At 47.5% G+C, this 19,805-nt stretch carries 14 protein-coding genes; 3 read left to right on the forward strand and 11 right to left on the reverse strand.

Annotation, left to right across the window (positions count from 1 at the left end):
• Positions 1–50: 50 nt before the first annotated feature.
• The 3 genes from essB to bslm_RS15635 form a co-directional block, all read right to left on the reverse strand.
• Positions 51–1,406, reverse strand: a complete 1,356-nt coding sequence (essB, locus tag bslm_RS15625) for a type VII secretion protein EssB (RefSeq protein WP_024573120.1) — start codon at positions 1,404–1,406, stop codon at positions 51–53.
• A 14-nt stretch (positions 1,407–1,420) separates the two neighbouring features.
• Positions 1,421–1,660 carry an ESX secretion system protein YukD gene (gene yukD, locus bslm_RS15630; protein WP_003228763.1) on the reverse strand — a complete coding sequence of 80 codons (240 nt, stop codon included), beginning with the start codon at positions 1,658–1,660 and terminating at the stop codon, positions 1,421–1,423.
• Positions 1,661–1,729: 69 nt separating this feature from the next.
• Complete coding sequence (locus bslm_RS15635; protein ID WP_003220661.1) at positions 1,730–2,023, reverse strand: WXG100 family type VII secretion target; 294 nt, start codon at positions 2,021–2,023, stop codon at positions 1,730–1,732.
• Between the two features lie 518 nt (positions 2,024–2,541).
• Between bslm_RS15635 and adeR the strand changes: the two genes are divergently transcribed.
• From adeR to bslm_RS15650, 3 genes are all read left to right on the forward strand, one after another.
• Positions 2,542–3,810: a sporulation transcriptional activator AdeR gene (gene adeR, locus bslm_RS15640; RefSeq protein WP_010886604.1), complete on the forward strand. Its 1,269-nt coding sequence runs from the start codon at positions 2,542–2,544 to the stop codon at positions 3,808–3,810.
• A 101-nt stretch (positions 3,811–3,911) separates the two neighbouring features.
• Positions 3,912–5,048, forward strand: a complete 1,137-nt coding sequence (ald, locus tag bslm_RS15645) for an alanine dehydrogenase (RefSeq protein ID WP_003243280.1) — start codon at positions 3,912–3,914, stop codon at positions 5,046–5,048.
• 111 nt (positions 5,049–5,159) lie between these two features.
• Positions 5,160–5,837 (forward strand): YukJ family protein, encoded by a 678-nt coding sequence (locus bslm_RS15650; protein ID WP_003242737.1) that lies wholly within the window; start codon positions 5,160–5,162, stop codon positions 5,835–5,837.
• A gap of 43 nt (positions 5,838–5,880) precedes the next feature.
• Here bslm_RS15650 and bslm_RS15655 read toward each other — a convergent pair whose 3' ends face one another.
• The 8 genes from bslm_RS15655 to bslm_RS15690 all read right to left on the reverse strand — a co-directional run bounded on the left by bslm_RS15655 (position 5,881) and on the right by bslm_RS15690 (position 19,756).
• Positions 5,881–6,090: an MbtH family protein gene (locus tag bslm_RS15655; RefSeq protein ID WP_003243183.1), complete on the reverse strand. Its 210-nt coding sequence runs from the start codon at positions 6,088–6,090 to the stop codon at positions 5,881–5,883.
• Positions 6,091–6,105: 15 nt separating this feature from the next.
• Entirely contained in the window at positions 6,106–13,242 is a 7,137-nt protein-coding gene (dhbF, locus tag bslm_RS15660; protein ID WP_046381304.1) for a non-ribosomal peptide synthetase DhbF, read from the reverse strand.
• A 19-nt stretch (positions 13,243–13,261) separates the two neighbouring features.
• Positions 13,262–14,200 carry an isochorismatase gene (locus bslm_RS15665; RefSeq protein WP_003228749.1) on the reverse strand — a complete coding sequence of 313 codons (939 nt, stop codon included), beginning with the start codon at positions 14,198–14,200 and terminating at the stop codon, positions 13,262–13,264.
• Positions 14,201–14,227: 27 nt separating this feature from the next.
• Complete coding sequence (locus bslm_RS15670) at positions 14,228–15,847, reverse strand: (2,3-dihydroxybenzoyl)adenylate synthase (protein WP_032730339.1); 1,620 nt, start codon at positions 15,845–15,847, stop codon at positions 14,228–14,230.
• Between the two features lie 28 nt (positions 15,848–15,875).
• Positions 15,876–17,072 (reverse strand): isochorismate synthase DhbC, encoded by a 1,197-nt coding sequence (dhbC, locus tag bslm_RS15675; RefSeq protein ID WP_021480516.1) that lies wholly within the window; start codon positions 17,070–17,072, stop codon positions 15,876–15,878.
• Between the two features lie 25 nt (positions 17,073–17,097).
• Positions 17,098–17,883, reverse strand: coding sequence for a 2,3-dihydro-2,3-dihydroxybenzoate dehydrogenase (locus tag bslm_RS15680; RefSeq protein ID WP_003244476.1), 786 nt, complete (start codon positions 17,881–17,883; stop codon positions 17,098–17,100).
• A 193-nt stretch (positions 17,884–18,076) separates the two neighbouring features.
• Positions 18,077–18,946, reverse strand: a complete 870-nt coding sequence (gene besA, locus bslm_RS15685) for a ferri-bacillibactin esterase BesA (protein ID WP_003228740.1) — start codon at positions 18,944–18,946, stop codon at positions 18,077–18,079.
• 213 nt (positions 18,947–19,159) lie between these two features.
• Positions 19,160–19,756 carry a sulfite oxidase-like oxidoreductase gene (locus bslm_RS15690; RefSeq protein WP_003228739.1) on the reverse strand — a complete coding sequence of 199 codons (597 nt, stop codon included), beginning with the start codon at positions 19,754–19,756 and terminating at the stop codon, positions 19,160–19,162.
• Positions 19,757–19,805: the final 49 nt, after the last annotated feature.

Genomic DNA, 19,805 nt, shown 5'->3' on the forward strand with positions numbered 1-19,805 from the left:
CCCTTACGGCCGAATGGCAGCATGCGATGACCTGCGCTTCATGTCTCACGTTATTTGTCATCTTTTTTCTCATCTTTCTTTTCTGTTTCTTTTTTCTCGTCTTCTTTTTTCTTCTGTTCTTCTTTTTTCGCTTTTTCCTCGGCTGCGGCTTTTTCTTCTGCCGCTTTCTCTTCTGCTTGTTTTTCTTCGTCTGTTTGTGTCTGTTCTTCGCTTGTATCGACTAACGATGTTTCAGAATTAGACTGTTTATTTTCTTGACGTTCTTTTTGCGCTTTTTCAAGCTCACTATTTACTGAGTCAAGTTCTTTTTGTATGTCTTCATCATTTGTATCCTCAGATAAAAGCTGCTGTTTATATTTAGCTAGGGCAAAGTAAATATAATCATTGTATTCCAGCTTACGGCCGATACTGATCGCTTCTTTGTATTCTCCTCGACCATAATCAATCCAATATAAGAAATGCTGAGGGTCTGATTGAAGGGTGACTAAGTTATTTTCTATATTTTTGGTTTTTGCACTCCCCAGGTTTTCGACCTCAACATAGGACGTCGCCAGCTGATACTGCACCGATTCAGGCAGGCTTTCCGCATCGTACTTGGACAGTGTGCTGATGACTTCACTGTACTGCTTGTTTAAGAACGCACGGTTGCTGTCCACTATCGCTTGGTGCTTTGGCTGCGCGAAAAATAAGGCGTACATCGAATAAATAAGTGCCGGTACAAGCAAAACAATGAGCCCCAGGCCGATATATCGCTGGATGTTCCACTTCTTTCTCGGGATATGTATGTATGTTTTTGCTTTGGCTTCGAGCTCATCAATATGGGTTTGAATCAGCTCGAGCAAATCATCATAGGATTCAGCATCTAATATCGCCTTTGCCTCTGCGGAGAACGTCAGCGTTTCATTGAATTTCAGGTAGTCTTCAAACGCAAAAGCGCCGTCAACTGCCAAAGCCGCTGCCGCTTTCAGCTCCTGCCATACTCTTTCCTCATCACGCTCGTAAGGAGGAATGCTTTCTTTTACTCCATAATGGAGAAAATAAGGCGTAAGCCCTTTATCGAATACAATGTTTTCAGGAGCGACAATCAAATTCAGCCTCGACAGATTGTGCTGCTGTACGGCTTGAACAAGCTGATAGGCAAACTGCCATTTACTTTTTTTATCCTTAGCTTTCATGAAGCGGAATGCTTTATAGGAGGAGGGAGGTTGGATTGTGATGATTACTTCATCATCCGTCACATCGATTTCTTTATGAAAAAATGGATTTATATCTTTGATCACGTTAGCTTCAAGACCGTCGAGAAGCTTTATTTTTTCCCGTTGAAAGGTAAATGTATAGCCGGCATCTGTTTTCTCGGCAACAGCTTCTAATTGGTTTTCTAAATATGATTTTTGTTTACCTGACATTCAACCAGATCCTTTCATAATATTTCAAGCCGGTCTCCGTTTGTAATGCCGCAATCAGACAGCTTGCATTCTCCGGAAAACACCTTATCCTTGTTCACCACTCTGATCCAGTGCCCTTCGCGCGGAGGCATAGATACGCTTTGGGCCTGCCAAGCAATATCAATTACTTTTTTCACCGGGTGGTAATCTGACAATCTGAGATCAAAGACACTGCCGTTATAATGTTTCAAATCTATTGTAATATCAATATACATTTAGGATCACCCTTACATAGAAAGAGCGCCGTCTTCTTTTGAATCAGGCGCTCCTTCCCTTTCATACTGTTATCCGCGGATTTGATTTGCGATGTCTTGGTCAGTAGACTCAAGTGTATTTGCTGTTTGATCAAGCTGCTGATTCACATCTTGAAGCAAATCTGACATTTTGATAAATGAAGGTTTGAGCTGCTCGTATTGATCTGCGAACGCTTCGCTTGAAGCACCTTCCCACATGCTTTTCAAATCAGAGATCATTCGGTTTAAACGATCAACCTGATTTAATACTTCTTGGCTTTCAACGCCGTATTGCTTCGCCATCGCTCTTAGCTCTTCGGGTGTGACACGAATTAATCCTGCCATATTCCTCATTACCTCCTGTGCCATCAGCCTAAATATGGGCTAATTCACTTATTTTTAGAACGTCATTATTATAAAAACAGTTTTTCGGCATAGTCAAACAAATATGTTTTAATTTTACAAAATGAGTCCAATGGTTTACCCCGAATCACTTAAAAATGACATATAATGTAAAGTAAATAGGTTTATTTTCTTAATCTTCTCTTCATTCTCCGAATAATCCAAAAGACCCAAATAACGCTCCAACTCCCAAAAAAAACCTTTCAGAAAATTTGATGCTACAGCACCATTTCTGAAAGGTTCAGTTTTTTCTTTCCTTAATTAGTCTTGCCTCCGATGACTTTCTTAGAAGATTAATAGGATAAGCTGTCGTATTATATGAGGCATACTGTCCTGCAAAAAGGCGATTACACCGCCAAATGTATATAGAACGTTTCTCTCATGAAATTGTTTTTTTGCTTCTGTTCTTTGTTGTTGATTTTCACAAACAACAACAATCATAATAAAAGGAAGGGGATGAGATGTCAAAGAGAAATCAAGCACGAAAAGTAGGGAGATTTATGACCATGCCGAATGATCCGTTTAAATATAGTTTTGACAGACTTGAAGATGTGGCTGATCATATCAGCGACGTTCTGCGGTGCCCGATCACCATAGAGGATGTTAACCACAAGCTGCTTGCCTACAGTACACACAGCGACTGCACAGACCCTGCCCGGACGTCTACCATTATTGGCAGAAGGGTACCGGAGAAGGTGATTAACAAGCTGTGGAAAGACGGGACAATTCCTGCTCTCTTAAAAACGGACCAGCCGATCAGAGTCAAGCAAATCGATGAAGTCGGGCTGAGCAATCGCGTCGCTATTTCGATTTGGAAAAACAAGCAAGTACTTGGCTTCATATGGGCGCTTGAGATCCAAAAAACATTGTCCGATGAAGATCTGCTGACATTGCAAATGGCAGCAAAAGCAGTGAAAAACAAGCTTCTCAAACTTCAAATCAGAAAAACGAAAAATGAAGAACGCAGCCAAGAATTTTTCTGGAAAATGCTGACCGGACACATCCATCAGGAGGATGATATGGCGGATGGGTTCCATAAGCTTGGAATGGCCGCTCCTTCAGAGTTTTCCGTTATGATCATCCGCATAAATGGCGAGCTGACTGAAAAAATCGAACAGCAGCTGCAATATTTACAGGAAACGACCCAGCAGGTTTACGTGCTGCTGGCGACCGTAGATTCCAATGAACTTATTATATTAACCTCACCCAAAACAGATCATCCTTTTCAAGATTTAAAACAGTTTGCTTTAAGTACGCAAAAACAGCTGAAGGAGCGGTATAAAATAGAAGACGTTTCTATCGCTTTTGGCGGAATATACAACTCTATTTCTTTTGTCTCCCGCTCCTATCAGGAAGCATTGTCCGTCTTAAAAACGAAGGAACGGTTCGCTGAAGAGACCAAACATCTTTTCAGCTTTTCTGAGTTAGGCATTTATCAATACTTAGATGTCTTAAATGAAAAACGGAAACAGGCGGGCCATTATAATTACTCGCTTTCCAAACTGGAACAATATGACCGGGATCACCAGTCAAATATGGTAGAGACGCTAGAGCGCTTTATTGAAGCGGACAGCAACGTGAATACCGCTTCCAAGCTGTTAAATATACACGTTAATACGTTGAATTACCGACTCAAGCGGATCAGCCAGATCGCTGAAATTGATTTGAAAAATGTGAATCAAAAATTCACCATCTATTTAGATATCAAACTTCGGCACATGGATTTGTGAAATTTCACAAATCCATGTTTTTTTATTTTCTTAATCAAACAAAGAATTTTCCAAAATATCAAGCTACACTAAAAATATCACATATACAGGAGGAGACAGATATGATCATAGGGGTTCCTAAAGAGATAAAAAACAATGAAAACCGTGTCGCATTAACACCCGGGGGCGTTTCTCAGCTCATTTCAAACGGCCACCGGGTGCTGGTTGAAACAGGCGCGGGCCTTGGAAGCGGATTTGAAAATGAAGCCTATGAGTCAGCAGGAGCGGAAATCATTGCTGATCCGAAGCAGGTCTGGGACGCCGAAATGGTCATGAAAGTAAAAGAACCGCTGCCGGAAGAATATGTTTATTTTCGCAAAGGACTTGTGCTGTTTACGTACCTTCATTTAGCAGCTGAGCCTGAGCTTGCACAGGCCTTGAAGGATAAAGGAGTAACTGCCATCGCATATGAAACGGTCAGTGAAGGCCGGACATTGCCTCTTCTGACGCCAATGTCAGAGGTTGCGGGCAGAATGGCAGCGCAAATCGGCGCTCAATTCTTAGAAAAGCCTAAAGGCGGAAAAGGCATTCTGCTTGCCGGGGTGCCTGGCGTTTCCCGCGGAAAAGTAACAATTATCGGAGGAGGCGTTGTCGGGACAAACGCGGCGAAAATGGCTGTCGGCCTCGGTGCAGATGTGACGATCATTGACTTAAACGCAGACCGCTTGCGCCAGCTTGATGACATCTTCGGCCATCAGATTAAAACGTTAATTTCTAATCCGGTCAATATTGCTGATGCTGTGGCGGAAGCGGATCTCCTCATTTGCGCGGTATTAATTCCGGGTGCTAAAGCTCCGACTCTTGTCACTGAGGAAATGGTAAAACAAATGAAACCCGGTTCAGTTATTGTTGATGTAGCGATCGACCAAGGCGGCATCGTCGAAACTGTCGACCATATCACAACACATGATCAGCCAACATATGAAAAACACGGGGTTGTGCATTATGCTGTAGCGAACATGCCAGGCGCAGTCCCTCGTACATCAACAATCGCCCTGACTAACGTTACTGTTCCATACGCGCTGCAAATCGCGAACAAAGGGGCAGTAAAAGCGCTCGCAGACAATACGGCACTGAGAGCGGGTTTAAACACCGCAAACGGACACGTGACCTATGAAGCTGTAGCAAGAGATCTAGGCTATGAGTATGTTCCTGCCGAGAAAGCTTTACAGGATGAATCATCTGTGGCGGGTGCTTAATTCACAATAAGCTTGCAGAAAGATTTCTGCAGGCTTTTTTATTTTTTAAAAGGAAAAAAGAGACCATTTCACGAATTATGACTATGAAGTTGATCATAAAGGAGGATTCATATGGCTGTTCAGCAATATGGCGTGTTAAAAGGCATAGTATTAGACATGAAGCGGGAAACAGATGATGACAGTCCTCATTTCCAAGTCAAAATGCTCGGTGAAGAGAATACGTATTACAGGTGCGCCATCAATGTGATGTCCAGTTCTGAGGAATCTGAAGTATTGTATTTGGCTGACGATCAGTTTGATTCGGGCTCAATTACCATCCTTCCGAACATGCCGTATGGATATACAAGGATCAATGAAGCAAACCGTGAAGTGGCACTGGATTATGTGCGGGGCAATTTGTTTGACCCGCGGGAAATGAAGCCTTTGCCTCATGAAATCACGGGACCTGATAATGATTTAAATGATTTTATTGAAACCTATATGAAGAAAGCACAAGATGAGAAAACGCCGGTTTATATATTCGGTTCAAAATTCGGCCCTGAACAGGCTGCAGATAAAATATTCGGCTTTACCCCGACTAACGGAATGCACAATATCCATATGAATCAAGGGAATGCAATGGATACCCGCTGGAAAAAAGACAACGGCTCTTGGCATGACGGGGGTATTCTGATTCAGTTTGCAGATCAGTGGGCCGCTGTGTTTTTAGCGTTTTTATCCCAATCTTGGTGTACCGATGAAAACGGAAACCCTGTCAGAGATTGTGATCATACCCAAACGTCTGCGTAAGATAGAAAAAGAGACTGCGGCAAGCAGTCTCTTTTTGATAAGATTACACATTTTCAACAGTCTTTAGGCTGTTTGGCCTCATATCGCTCCAATGCGATTGGATATAGTCCAAACAAGCTTCACGCCCTTTTTGCTCATGAACGACTGTCCAGCCGCTCGGCACATCTATAAAACCCGGCCATAGGGAATATTGGCCTTCTTCATTGACCAGCACCAAATATGTGCCATCCGCATTTTCAAAAGGATTTGCCATTCTATTTCTCCTCCCTTATTTATTCAACTCTTCCAATTTGACAGCGAGAACCTTGCCGATTTGAGCCAGAGGTTCAGGCTGACATAAATCTTTATGACGGCAGTCGATGTCGATTTGTTCAATCTGTCCGTTAATATAAGGCTTCCACGAGTCAGGTTCAATCGGGTCAAACCATTCAGGAATGATTGTTGATCTGAAAAACAAAACATTTCCGCGGAAGGTTTTCGGCTTATAGGAACCTAAAATGCCGACAGAATTTACATACGTATTCTTCAAATTTAAAATGACCGTTTCATCCAGGCTCGCAAGCGCACTGCCGTCACGGCGAAGAATCTCAATCGCCGCTTCAAAATCTAGCGGTTTTTCCCCTAAGCTGTCTGGATCATACCCGCCTAACGCCAGAAGGGCAATAAGCGCTTCCTCATCATCCGGTGCCTCTTTTATAGGAAGGAAGTGGTTCGGATAGGCGTCCAGCATCACCAACAGGGATACTTCTTCTCCTTGATTTTGCAGCTGGGTAGCCATCGCTTGAACGACATTCCCGCCCAGGGACCAGCCCAGCAGATGGTACGGGCCTTTTGGCTGGACCGTTCGGATTTGTTTAATGTAATCGGCAGCCATGTCATCAAGTGTTTTCGGAAGCTCCTCGCGCTGCCCGATTCCCCGTGCCTGCAAGCCGTAGATCGGATAATCTGTTCCTATATTGGTCATCAAACCGGCATAACACCAGCTGAGCCCCCCTGCCGGATGAACACAGAATAAAGGAGGCTTGTCTCCGCTTGTTCGGAGCGGCAGCAGAACGTCAAGAGCGCTTTGGCTTGATCCCATTTCAAGTCTTTCAGCGAGCCCGGCTACAGTAGGTGCTTCGAACAAGTTGCCGATGCTGAGTTCAACGCCGAGCGCTTCACGAATGCGGCTCATGAGCTGTACAGCAAGCAAGGAATGTCCGCCTAAATCAAAGAAACGGTCATCAATGCCGACACGCGGCAAGTGAAGCACCTCCATAAAGAGGTCACAGAGAATTTCTTCCTGCGGCGTTCTCGGTCCTCGTCCTGTCACTGCCGCTGCGAAATCCGGAGCGGGCAGCGCTTTACGATCAAGCTTTCCATTCGGTGTCAGCGGCAATTCTTTCATCGTCACAAAGGCAGCAGGCACCATGTAATCCGGCAGTCTCTCAGCAGCATATCTGCGCAGTTCCGCCGTATCAAATGTTTCTTCCGAAGGGATGACATAAGCTGCTAACCGTTTATCTCCCGGCTGATCCTCACGAACGATCACTGCCGCATCTTCAAGCTGCGGATGCTGAACAAGCGCGGCTTCAATTTCTCCCAATTCAATCCGGAATCCCCGAATTTTCACTTGATGGTCTGCACGGCCGACATAGTCGAGAGAACCGTCAGCGCGGAGGCGGGCCACATCCCCAGTGCGGTACATCCGGGTGCCTGGAGGACCGAACGGATCAGCTATGAAGCGTTCAGATGTTAAACCAGGCCGGCCTAGATAACCTCGTGCTAACCCCGCTCCTGATACATACAGCTCTCCGGCAACACCCGGCGGGACCGGCTGCAGGCGTTCATCCAGCACGTATACACCAAGATCGGGAATGCCGCAGCCGATCAAGCTGTTTGCCCGTAAAGCTGCCATGCTTCGGTCTAATTCGATATAGCTCACATGCACCGTCGTTTCTGTAATACCATACATATTGATAAGCTGCGGTCTATTTTCAGGGTGGCGGTTGTACCAATCCTCTAAACGGCTGAGTTCAAGCGCTTCTCCGCCAAAAATGACATAGCGCAGACTGAGTGCCTGTCCGAGATCCGGCTGTTCCCGTTCCGCCTGCATAAACTGATAGAAAGCAGACGGTGTCTGGTTCAGAACAGTCACCCCCTCTTTGACAAGCAGGCGCAGAAACGCTTCTGGCGATCTGCTGACGTGGTGAGGCACGATTACAAGACGTCCGCCATGCAGCAGAGGACCCCAGATCTCCCACACCGAAAAATCAAACGCATAGGAATGGAACATGGTCCAGATATCACCTGAGCTGAAACGGAACCAGTGCTCGGTCGCTGCAAATAAACGTGTTACATTTTGGTGAGGAATCATCACACCTTTTGGAACACCTGTTGAGCCGGATGTATAAATGACATATGCCGTATTCAAAGGGGAAAGCGGCTGAGTCCTATCCTTATTTTTTGGATTACCTGCAGGGTACGTGTTTAGTTTCTCTGCCAGCTCGGGATCATCCAGCACGATTTTCGGCACGTTTTCAACTGGCGGAATGTGATTTGCAGCTTTAGTGTTCGTCATGATAAACGCAGGCTGTGCATCTTTTAGCATAAAAGCAATTCGATCAGCCGGATAATCCGGATCAAGAGGGAGATAAGCTGCCCCGGCCTTTAGCACCGCCAATAGGCCGACAGCCATTTCCAACGATCGGGGCAGTGCCAATGCCACAAATTGCTCCGGCCCGACACCTTCACTAATCATCATTCGGGCAAGCCGGTTTGCTCTTTCATTCAGCTCTGCATAGCTCAGTTCCTGATTTTCATATACAACGGCAATGGCATCAGGACGTAAAGCAGCCTGCTTCTCAAATTGCTCTGGCAAACATGCGTGCGGAATCTTTTCAGATACACTTTGCCAATCAGTCACCATGCTGCTGTGTTCCTCTGGCGCAAGAATATCCAGATTTCCGATTTGCTCGTCAGGATCAGACTCGGCAGCCTCCAACAGGCGCATCAATCGGTCAGCAAGAGCCTGAGCAGTTTCCCGTTTGAAAAGATCAGTGCTGTATTCAAGCAGTCCTTCCATTCCGTTTGGTGTCCCGTCAGCAAGGCGATCTTCACTAATTTCCAGCGTCAAATCAAACTTGGCAGAACCGACACTGTTGATTCGCAGGCTGCTCTCCATATCAGGAAGATGCAGTTCAGCGTCCGGTGTGTTTTGGAACGCAAGCATGATTTGGAATAAAGGATGCGTCGCACGCGAACGAGCCGGATTGAGCACCTCTACAAGTCTCTCAAACGGCAGATCCTGATTGTCATAGGCGGCCAGATTCACTTCCCGTACTCTGTCTAGAAGCTCACGAAAGCTTGGGTCACCGGACGTATCAGTTCTGAGCACCAATGTATTAATGAACAGCCCTACAAGATCGCCCAGCGCATCATCATTCCGTCCCGCGATCGGACTGCCGATCGGAATGTCGGTGCCCGCCCCGAGCCTTGTCAATAAAGCGGCGAGACCGGATTGAAGCACCATAAACAGGCTCACCCTATTTGCGCGAGCCAGCTCCTGCAATCGCTTGTGAAACTCGGGCTCAATACGAAAATGAATCGTATCTCCATCATGACTCGGCTCAGCCGGACGTGAATAATCGGTTGGCAGTTCAAGCTGATCAGGCAGGTTTTTCAAGGTTTCTTTCCAGAAAGCAAGCTGTCCGGCAATCAAGCTATTTGGATCATCCTCGTTTCCAAGCAGTTCTTGCTGCCAAAGCGCATAGTCTGCATACTGCACAGCAAGAGGCGCCCATTCGGGAGATCGTCCGTGGCAGCGAGCCGCATAAGCTGTCCCAAGGTCTCTGGTCAGCGGTGTTAAGGACCAGCCGTCCCCGACAATATGATGGACGAGAAGAAGCAGCACGTACTCGTCAGGACCGATCACAAAAAGCTCGGCACGAAAAGCAGGTTCAGCTGCAAGATCAAAGCTGTAGCGTACAGCTTCGGCAAGCCGATCAGAAAGCTCCTTCTCAGCAATTTCAGTAACATGTAACTCGGGACAGGCTCGATCGGCATCTAAAATATGCTGATAGGATGTCCCCTGTGATTCAGGGAAGATCGTCCGAAGACTTTCATGACGGCAGACGAGGTCATAAAGTGCCGCTTTCAGCAATCCTTGATCCAACTCACCTGACAAACGGACAGCAACCGGAATATTATAAGTAGGACTCGGTCCTTCCAGACAATGCAGGAACCATAGCCGGCGCTGGGCAAATGAGAGCGGGATCTTTTCAGGCCGCTCAGCTCTCTGCAAAGCGGGACATGCACTCTGCGCCAAATCAAGATGGGCAGCGAGTCCGGCTACTGTCGGTTCGTCAAAGAGCTTGGCGATACCAAGTTCGGCTCCCATTACCTCGCGAATGCGGCTCATCAGACGGGCTGCAAGAAGAGAATGGCCCCCAAGCTCGAAGAAACTGTCATCGATACCGACGCGTGCCAAACCGAGAACCTCTGCAAACAAGTCACACAATATCTCTTCCTGAGGAGTCCGCGGGGCCCGATCACTGACAGATGTGCTGAAGTCTGGTGCCGGCAGTGCTTTCCGGTCAAGCTTGCCATTAGGTGTTAACGGCAGCTCGTCCATCTCCACAAACGCCGACGGTACCATATAATCAGGAAGACTAGCCCCCATATAACGACGAAGCTCTGCAGTATCAATAGCAGCATCAGCGACTACATAAGCCGCCAATCGTTTGTCTCCCGGCTGATCTTCCCGTACGACAACCGCGGCCTGTTCAATGTGCGGGTGATTGGCAAGCACGGCATCAATTTCTCCAAGTTCAATTCGGAATCCGCGAATTTTGATTTGATGATCCGCCCGCCCGATATAATCCAAAGACCCATCGGCGCGCCAGCGGGCCTGGTCTCCGGTCCGATACATCCGAGTTCCCGGCGGTCCGTATGGATCTGCAACGAAGCGCTCCGCCGTTAAATCAGGACGATGGAAATAACCTCTGGCCAAGCCGGTTCCTGCAATATAAAGCTCTCCGACAACGCCCGGCGGCACCGGCTGCAATCCATTATCAAGCACATACACCTGCGTGTTCCAAATCGGTTTCCCAATCGGAGGAACGCCCTTCAGCCCTTCTTCAAGAAAAGCTGCGGCAGACCAAATCGTTGTTTCAGTGGGACCGTATAAGTTCGTGACTGAACAATGAAGGTCTTGAAGTTCCTGCAAAAGACCGCTCGGCAGCGCCTCGCCTCCTACAAGCACTCTAAGCCCCCGAAGTTTCTCAGGTTCACTCGTTACCAAAGCGTGCCACAGTGTCGGTGTCGCCTGCATAATGTTAATATCGAAATTTTCAATCATTTGAGCTAATGCCTGCGGCTCACGGATCGTTTCTTTCTTTGCGATCACGATTTGCGCTCCGCTAATCAGCGGAAGATATAACTCCAATGCTGAAATATCAAAAGCGACAGTCGTCACAGCCAACAGCCTGTCTTCTTCTCCTAGAGAAAATGCCTCCTGCATAGACAGCAGAAAATTGCTTAAGCTTTTCTGTGTCACAACGACTCCCTTCGGTCTTCCTGTTGATCCTGAGGTATAGATGATATACGCAGGATGGTCAAGCGAAACCGATACATCCTGATTTTCCGGCGAATAGCGTTTTATAATCTCCTGTGTAACAGCCTGATCAAGCACAAGCTCAGGTACAGCCAGGTCATCAGGCAGACTGGCTGCTATTTCCTCAGTCGTTATGATGCATGAAGGTTTCGCATCCTCCAGCATGTAAGAAATGCGGTCGGCTGGAAACTCCGGATCAAGGGGGAGATACGCCGCACCAGTCTTGAGCACACCAAGCATTGAAGCCACCATCTCAGGGGAACGCGGCAGCGCCAAAGCGACAAATTGCTCCGGACCAATCCCTTTTTCGATCAACAGACGCGCGAGGCGGTTTGCCTCTTCATTGAGCTTTCGATAGTTGACTTGAATGTCATCACACATGAGAGCGATACGTTCTGGCGTAAGAACTGCCTGCTTTTCGAACATGTCCTGAAGGCTGACCAGCTTCTCGGATTTTGCCGTCTCATTCCATTTAGAAATGACTTTTTCTTTCTCCTCTGGCAACAGAAGCTCCATTTGCCCAATCAGCATGTCCTCTCCGGCAGAAGCCGTTTGCAGCAGCTGCAAAATACGCTGCTGATGAAGCTTAATATCAGACTCACTGTATACCTCGGGATTCGCATCAACATCAATTCGCAGCCCGCTGCCGTCTGTTCTGTCATATACATTGATTGATAGATCATCAACAGGACCGGCTGAAAGATTATGCGTTGTGCCCCGGACGCCGGCAAAGTCGAGACCGTAATCAAACGGCATAAGATTGATTTGAGGGCCAAATAATCTATGATTTTCTCCTATCAATTTCAGATCGCGCCTAAGCTCTTCATGGCGATACTTATGATGTCGCCGAATACTGCGGATTTCCCGGGAAATTTGCTGAATCAGTTCAGAAAAGCTCATCGAAGAGCTTACCGTCAGCCGGAGCGGGAGAAGGTTCATCACCATAGCCGGTACATTCAGTGACGCGGACCCTATCCGACCCATCATGGGCAGGCCGAGCACAACATCCTCAGAGCCGGTCATACGGTGCACATAAACAGCTGACACCGCAATCATGACTTCATGCCAGCTTCCTGAGAAATAGCGCGCCGCTTCTTTTAACGCGTTTACATCAGACGGAGGCAGATATGCCGTATGACGAAGAAAACTGTTAGATGTTCTTGGCGCCCGATCAGCCAAGCTCACAACTTCAGGTGCATCTGCAAAACGGTCCAGCCAGAATTGACGATCCTTCTCATACTGCTCTGATCCGCGATAATCTGTATCCTCCTCCAAAATGGCCTGGAGAGACCCAAAGGAACGGCTTTTAGCTGTTTGTCCTTTTATAAGGGCAGTATATGTACTTGCCACACGCTGGGCTATCAGGGAAAAACCGAAGCCGTCGATCGCTATATGGTGAATGCGCTGATACCAAAAGAAACGATCAGGCCCGGCAATAAACAGAGCTTCATTGAACAAAGGGGCATACCCTAAATCAACCGGCTTTGCTAAATCAGCTTTCATCCAGTTTAATGCTGTTTTTTCCGGATCAGGCTCAGAGCTGACGTCAATGACGTGCAGCTGTACATCCGGAGACGGGTTTATCATCTGCCAAGGCCCGTCCATATTTTCACCGAAGCGGACATGCAGCGATTCCGCTTCCTTGATCACGTGCCGCAAAGCTTCTTCAAAAAGAGCAATATTGATTGGTCCATTGATTTCTATATATTCCGCTGTATTGTAGATTGGATTGTCCGGATCAAGCTGCTGAGCAAACCATATGCCAGTTTGCGCCCCGGTCAAAGAATATTGAAGATCTTTTGTATCAGGCATCCGTTTGTTTACCCTCCTTTTATAAATAATCCGCGTTTGGCAGCACTTGCTGGCTGCGGGTTGTGAGCAATTTCTGCCATTCTTCGATCGTTGGGCGTTCAGCCAATTCCACGAAAGTCACCTCTGCCCCTTCACGGCGCCATTGTTCCACCAATGTCATGATCCTTACCGAATCAAGACCACGATCGAGCAAATCCTCTTGATCTGTGATGTCTTCCGGTGTTTCTTGTAGAAGCTCAGCAATTTGTTTACGGATATTCTCACATGTAAACACGTTCTTTTTGCCAGTGTTTGCTGACGTTTTTTGAACGTCTGCCGGCGCATTCTGCAGCTGATCAAGAAGACTGTCAGTCATCACGGTAAACGCACAGCGTCCAGCCGCATATTCCAGCGCCATTTGATGTTTTTCTAATGAAAAATCAGCAACTGCATCTCCCACAAAAAAGGCTTTAATATCCTCCATAAATGCTTCACATGCTGTAACAAGACAGCCGATATGGGCGTAAATTCCTGTAATGATCAGCTGATCGCGTCCCTCTTTGCGCATCATTTCAAGCAGATTCGTTCTCTTAAACGCGCTGTATCTCCATTTTGTCAGCACAAGATCATCATCCTCTGGTGCCAGCTCGGTTATAATTTTCTCCTCATAAGGACCGCTGTTTAATCCCGGGCCCCAAAAGTCTGTCAGCAGCGCACGGTCATCCGGATTTTGGCTTCCCGGCTGTGCGGTATAGACAACAGGAATCCCAAGCTGAACACATTGATTCTTCAGCTTTCGTATATTCGCTGAAAGCTCTGTTACCGGAGACGCTCCCGCTGTGAAAGCATCAACAAAATAGTTTTGCATATCGTGTATTAACAAGACAGCCCGATTCGGATCAGGCACCCATGATACTTTGTTTTGCGGCATATCAGATGCTGTCGGCATTTGATACGGCTGAATGGCAGGTATAGCCATATGAACACTTCCTCTCAAATTGTTGTTTTATTTTTTTAATCCTGCAAGAAGCTTCTCGGAAATGGCTTCACGGAGCGCTTTTTTGCTGACTTTTCCTACTCCTGTCTGCGGGAAGGATTCGACAAATTCAACTCGATCAGGGATTTTATATGCCGCCAGTCCGCGCTCTCTCAAAAATGCTTTAAGCTCTGCGGCTTTTGGGGCTTCATCCCGGGGAATAATGAACACACAAGATCTTTCGCCAAGAAATTGATCAGGCATGGAGACCATTGCCGCATCATGGACAGCCGGATGCGCCAGCAGATGATTTTCTACCTCTTCAGCCGCAACCTTTTCTCCTCCACGGTTAATTTGATCCTTCGCCCGGCCTTCAACGACAATATAGCCGTCTCGTGTCAGCCTGACGATATCACCCGTACGGTAAAAACCGTCCTCAGTAAATGAAGCGGCGTTATGCTCTTCTGCCTTATAGTAACCTCGAATTGTATACGGCCCCCGCGTCAGCAGATGGCCTGTTTCACCAGGTTTTACGTCGCGATCATGATCATCCCAAACACGCACTTCATCATATGGAGACATCGGTTTTCCTTGGGTGTTGACAATGATCTCCTCAGGATCATCCAATCTCGTATAATTGACGAGACCCTCTGCCATTCCGAACACCTGCTGCAGCGTGCAGCCGAAAACAGCTTTTACCCTGCGCGCGGCTTCAGCACTAAACTTGGCACCGCCGACCTGCAGCACTTGAAGGCTGGATAAATCATCACGGCGTGAGGATGCCGCATCCATCCATACCATCGCAAGAGGCGGAACAAGAGCGGTTATCGTGACCTTTTCCCGTTCAATTAAAGGAAATGCGTCATCTGGACTTGGAGAAGGAGATAATACCACTCTTCCTCCAGCGTATAATACGCCGAGAACGCCGGGTGAGCTCAGCGGATAATTGTGTGCCATCGGCAGCGCGGCCAAGTACACCGTGCTGTGGTCGAGCCAGCAGACCTCCACACTCCGCTTCAGGCTGTATATGTAGTCATCGTGGGTCCTCGGAATCAGTTTCGATAGCCCGGTGCTCCCGCCAGAAAGCTGGAGGAACGCCACATCCGATGATTTGACTTCAGGCAGTTTTACAGGTTCTGCATGCAAATCCTCCAGCGGTAAAAATTCCTCTGCCTCACCTGCGACAATGATGTTTTTCAAAGTCGGCAGCTTACTTTGAACCTGTCTGGCAAGCGTACGGTAGTCAAAACCGGAATAAGCGTCGGGAATGATATATGCAGCCGCTTCAGCAAACTCGCAAAAATATGTAATTTCACTGCTTCGATGAGAAGGCAGTGCGAAGACTGGAAGCGCCCCCAGACGGAAAAGCGCGAAAATGACTTCAAAAAACTCTTTGATATTTGGCAGCTGCACCACAACACGATCCATCTGTTGAATGCCGAGCTTTTGAAATCCGGCAGCCAGGCGATCAGCTCTTGTGTCAAGCTCTCGATAGCTCCAATGGGTGTTTCCGTATGTAATGGCAATGCGATCACCATATTTGGCTGCCCGGTCCCTTAACAAATCTCCAAACGTCTCACCGGCCCAGCAGCCGTTCTTTCGATAGGTCTCAGCTAACTCATCAGGCCAAGGCGTAAATCCTTTCAGCATGTTGTATCCCTCCAGCAATTCATTCTGTTCATATGTGATCCACGCCCATTGCCCGCAGCATTGTCCGAAACTTTGCGGACGTCTCCTGAAGCTCGTCCTCAGGCTTTGAACCGGCCACAACACCAGCTCCAGCATACAGGCGGAGTGAGCGTTCTTCTGCTTCTGCACAACGGATGGTCACGATCCATTCTCCGTCACCGGCATCGTCACACCATCCGACCATGCCGGTAAAGAAACCGCGGTCAAATGGTTCAATGCTGAGAATCGCTTCTCTTGCAAGATCAGTCGGTGTTCCGCAGACGGCTGGCGTCGGGTGGAGCGCCGCCGCCAATTCAAGTGCGGTTACAGACGGATCGGAAAGCTCTCCCTTAATCACGCTGGACAGGTGCCACATCGTTTCCGTTTTGATCAGTGAAGGCTTCTCCGGAACCTCCAGCGTCCGGCAGAAAGGTCTCAGCGCTGCCGCAACCGCGTCAGCGACAACCGCGTGCTCATGAAGATCCTTTGCGGAAGAAAGCAATTCAGCTGCCCGGCGCTGGTCTTCAACAGGATCATTACTGCGCGGCCTTGAGCCGGCTAATGGGTTGGAAACGACCTGTGTTCCCATCCTTGAAACGAGAAGCTCCGGACTTGCTCCGAGCAATGTTCGGCGGGGAGACGTTTCCTCCTGACTGGACACGTCTGCGGCAAACGTGTAGCCATGCGAGTTATGCTGAGCCAGATGGCGAAGCAATTCATCCGTCTGAATCGGTTCAGGCGATGTCAAATGCAGCGACCTGGACAGGACGATTTTGCTGAGTGTTCCATCGGCAATGCGTGTCAGCCCTTGTTCAACACCATTTTTATAATCCTCAGGTTCAGGAACAGGCTTTATGTGGTATGTATGCCCAGCCTGCTGTTCCTTTTCCTCATGATCAAATTGAAGCGGTCCTGACCAGCGCACTTCTTCAGGTACAACGAGCCGCGCTGCTTTTACTTGATCAAAAGGAACGGCCCCGACAACAAGCGGCCGGCTTTGCCCTGATTGTTTTGCCTGACGTAACGCCTCTGCAATTCGGCCAGAAAGGGTTTCCATTTGGTTTTGCCCGTCTGCCTCCGGTACGATTTCACATATGCCTTTCGCTAACAGTACACGATGAGGAGACGCTAAGAAAAAGGCGCCCGGCTGATATTCATGAAGCAAATGCTCCGCTTTTGTTTCTGTTATAACGTTTTGATCCAACATTCTCATGAACCTCCTTTAAATTCAGTTACACGCCTAAGGTCGCGCCGCCATCTACGCATAAATTATGCATCGTAATATGCCCTGCCTGGCCAGAAACCAAAAAGAGCACCGCATCCGCAATATCCGAAGGCTTGGCTAGTTTTTTGAGCGGGATCCCTGTTTTAAATGTCTCAAGTGATCCTTTTATGACTTGCTCCGCTCCATTCTCGTCGGCCCATAATGACCACTGCATGTCTGTTTCCGTTGATCCGGGAGATACAATGTTGCAGCGAATATTGTATTCTGCAAGCTCAAGGCCAAGGCATTTCGTAAACATCACAGCCGCAGCCTTTGAAGACGCATATGCCGCCATAGATGTTCTTGGTACACCGGCAGCATTCGATCCGACTGTTACAATCGAACCCGATCTTCGGTCCATCATATATTTGCTGACTGAACGCGAGGCGTTAAATACGCCAGTCGAATTCACTGAGAACGTCGCCTCCCATTCCTCATCGCTAAGCGAATGGATCAGTCCCGGGCGAAGGACACCCGCTACATTCACTAAAATATCAATCGGCCCCATTTCACGTTCGATGCGCGCCGTGATCTCGTCAATCGCCGCGCTGTCTCTCACATCCGCAGGAAAAGCTTCTGCATGGCGGCCTTCTGCTTTGAGGCTGCTCACAACCTTTTCCAGCTTTTCAGGATTATAATCAACTGCCGCAATATGTGCGCCTTGACTGGCAAGCGTCCGCGCAACAGCTTCGCCTATTCCTTGGGCAGCCCCTGTTATAAAAGCAATTTTTCCCTCTATACCCTTTGCATTCATATCATCAATTCCTTTCTTCGCTCTAAATGCCAAACAGACATCCAGCGAAAAAGACTGCTGCGCCTTGAAAAACGCAATCTATTGATAATGATTATCATTATCAATTATAAAAATAATCATATCCAAATGTCATGTGACAGTCAAATATAATTTCAGTGACAAATATTTTTTTAAAGGCAAGGCTGAGTATGTCTCAGCCCATTGATAGATGCGGTCCGTCAGGGTGAAGCGCAAAACGCAGCGCCCTGCTGACCAAAACAGGAAGAACTGAAATATGTCCTTCTCCTGAAAACTCGCAAAATTCTGCCCGTATACCTTGTTCAGATAAAACGGCCAGCCGCTCATAAAGCTCCCTTGCATTATCATTCATCCGGCTTTTATGATGCTGCTCTAATTCTCCTGCGGCAAGCAGGATATTGATAGGCTGATTGTTTTTCTTGGTGAGAGAGACGAAATGGTCCGTTTTCTTGAGAATAAACGGTTTATTCCAATGAATGGACGGACTTCCCGCGATATACGTTTGAAACGCATCGGGCTTTGTTAGCAGCACCTGCAGCACGAAAAGCCCTCCGAGCGAATGGCCAAAGATTGTTTGTCTTTTTTTATCAATCTGGTAATCTCGTTCTATCTCCGGTTTTAAATCCTCTTCAATAAATCTGAAAAAGCCCTCCGCTCCGCCATGCTCCGGCCATTCTCTGCCGTCGGGCCTTTCCGGCAGCTTCGATTGGGCTGTTGGCATTGTAAAATCCCGGTGGCGTGCTGAGGAGAACGGCTCCGCTGTCTCATAGCCAATGCCGACGATCACTGCAGGGATCACCCCGGTTTTTTCGGGTCGGCGTCCCTGTATTCGAACGGCTTCCGTCATCGTTCCGAAGACAGAATTGGCATCCAGCAGATAAATCACAGGATAACCAGCGGGTGGCGGCGGCGTACTAGGTTTCGAGATAAAAATGTGATAGGTACGGTTTTCATTGCGTGAAGACATCATACGCACTTCCGTACCAGGAATCGTAAATGCGTTTGATGTCCCGCCATTTGTCCGGTCTGTTGTTTGTTCTTTCATGCAGTACGACATTCCTCTCCTTAAACTAAACCGCAATGTATGATAATGATTTTCACTATCAACTAGACACCTCAAATAATAGGTTTTCTTCCAAAGAAAGTCAACTTTTTCCCGAATAAAAAAGGCACCTTGATCAAATAAGGTACCTGCAGACTATCAATATGGAAGTAAAAACCTAATAAAGATGCGTATTGTCCTATTTGAAATAGAACCTTAATCCCATGTAAACCTTTGATTTTGCCAAGGGTCGCCTCTCATGTGATAGCCATTCCGCTCCCAAAAGCCAGGGTGATTTTCTTTCGTAAATTGGATGCCGCGCAGCCACTTGGCGCTTTTCCAAAAATACAGATGCGGAAATACACCCCGCAGCGGAAAGCCGTGTTCAGGGGTTAAAGGTTCGCCATTATGCGCATAAGCCAGAAGGGAAGTTTCCGCTAAGAAATCATCAAGCGGCAGATTGGTCGTCCAGCCCTCTTCAGCATGTAAAATGACGTAGCCCGCTTCTTCTTTTACACCCGCTTTTTCCGCTATATCACAAGCCCGCACGCCTTGCCACACATTATCAAGCCTTGACCATCCCGTGACGCAATGAATGTCATTTTTCGATTCATACCGTGGAAAGGCTTTGACATCTTCAAAGCTTAGCAGCATCGGATGGTCAACCAAACCGTATACTTGAAGATTCCATTTCGTCATATCTTCGTAATATGGGACATCTCCGGTATGAAGCACAGGAAATGAAGTGGTGACGTTTTGATTTGGCGGCACTCTTCCAGATTGATCGGATTGTCTTGTTTTTCCGAAATACATATGGGCCTCCTTTTTGTTAACCTAATTTAAAATCATGTTGACAATCTTT

The organism is Bacillus sp. LM 4-2, assembly GCF_000978495.1.
Classification (GTDB): domain Bacteria; phylum Bacillota; class Bacilli; order Bacillales; family Bacillaceae; genus Bacillus; species Bacillus subtilis.

What these genes read in the sequence shown, in the direction of transcription:
- essB (WP_024573120.1), bottom strand. Translation starts at nt 1,406, where the DNA reads ATGTCAGGTAAACAAAAATCATATTTAGAAAACCAATTAGAAGCTGTT.
- yukD (WP_003228763.1), bottom strand. Translation starts at nt 1,660, where the DNA reads ATGTATATTGATATTACAATAGATTTGAAACATTATAACGGCAGTGTC.
- bslm_RS15635 (WP_003220661.1), bottom strand. Translation starts at nt 2,023, where the DNA reads ATGGCAGGATTAATTCGTGTCACACCCGAAGAGCTAAGAGCGATGGCG.
- adeR (WP_010886604.1), top strand. Translation starts at nt 2,542, where the DNA reads ATGTCAAAGAGAAATCAAGCACGAAAAGTAGGGAGATTTATGACCATG.
- ald (WP_003243280.1), top strand. Translation starts at nt 3,912, where the DNA reads ATGATCATAGGGGTTCCTAAAGAGATAAAAAACAATGAAAACCGTGTC.
- bslm_RS15650 (WP_003242737.1), top strand. Translation starts at nt 5,160, where the DNA reads ATGGCTGTTCAGCAATATGGCGTGTTAAAAGGCATAGTATTAGACATG.
- bslm_RS15655 (WP_003243183.1), bottom strand. Translation starts at nt 6,090, where the DNA reads ATGGCAAATCCTTTTGAAAATGCGGATGGCACATATTTGGTGCTGGTC.
- dhbF (WP_046381304.1), bottom strand. Translation starts at nt 13,242, where the DNA reads ATGCCTGATACAAAAGATCTTCAATATTCTTTGACCGGGGCGCAAACT.
- bslm_RS15665 (WP_003228749.1), bottom strand. Translation starts at nt 14,200, where the DNA reads ATGGCTATACCTGCCATTCAGCCGTATCAAATGCCGACAGCATCTGAT.
- bslm_RS15670 (WP_032730339.1), bottom strand. Translation starts at nt 15,847, where the DNA reads ATGCTGAAAGGATTTACGCCTTGGCCTGATGAGTTAGCTGAGACCTAT.
- dhbC (WP_021480516.1), bottom strand. Translation starts at nt 17,072, where the DNA reads ATGTTGGATCAAAACGTTATAACAGAAACAAAAGCGGAGCATTTGCTT.
- bslm_RS15680 (WP_003244476.1), bottom strand. Translation starts at nt 17,883, where the DNA reads ATGAATGCAAAGGGTATAGAGGGAAAAATTGCTTTTATAACAGGGGCT.
- besA (WP_003228740.1), bottom strand. Translation starts at nt 18,946, where the DNA reads ATGAAAGAACAAACAACAGACCGGACAAATGGCGGGACATCAAACGCA.
- bslm_RS15690 (WP_003228739.1), bottom strand. Translation starts at nt 19,756, where the DNA reads ATGTATTTCGGAAAAACAAGACAATCCGATCAATCTGGAAGAGTGCCG.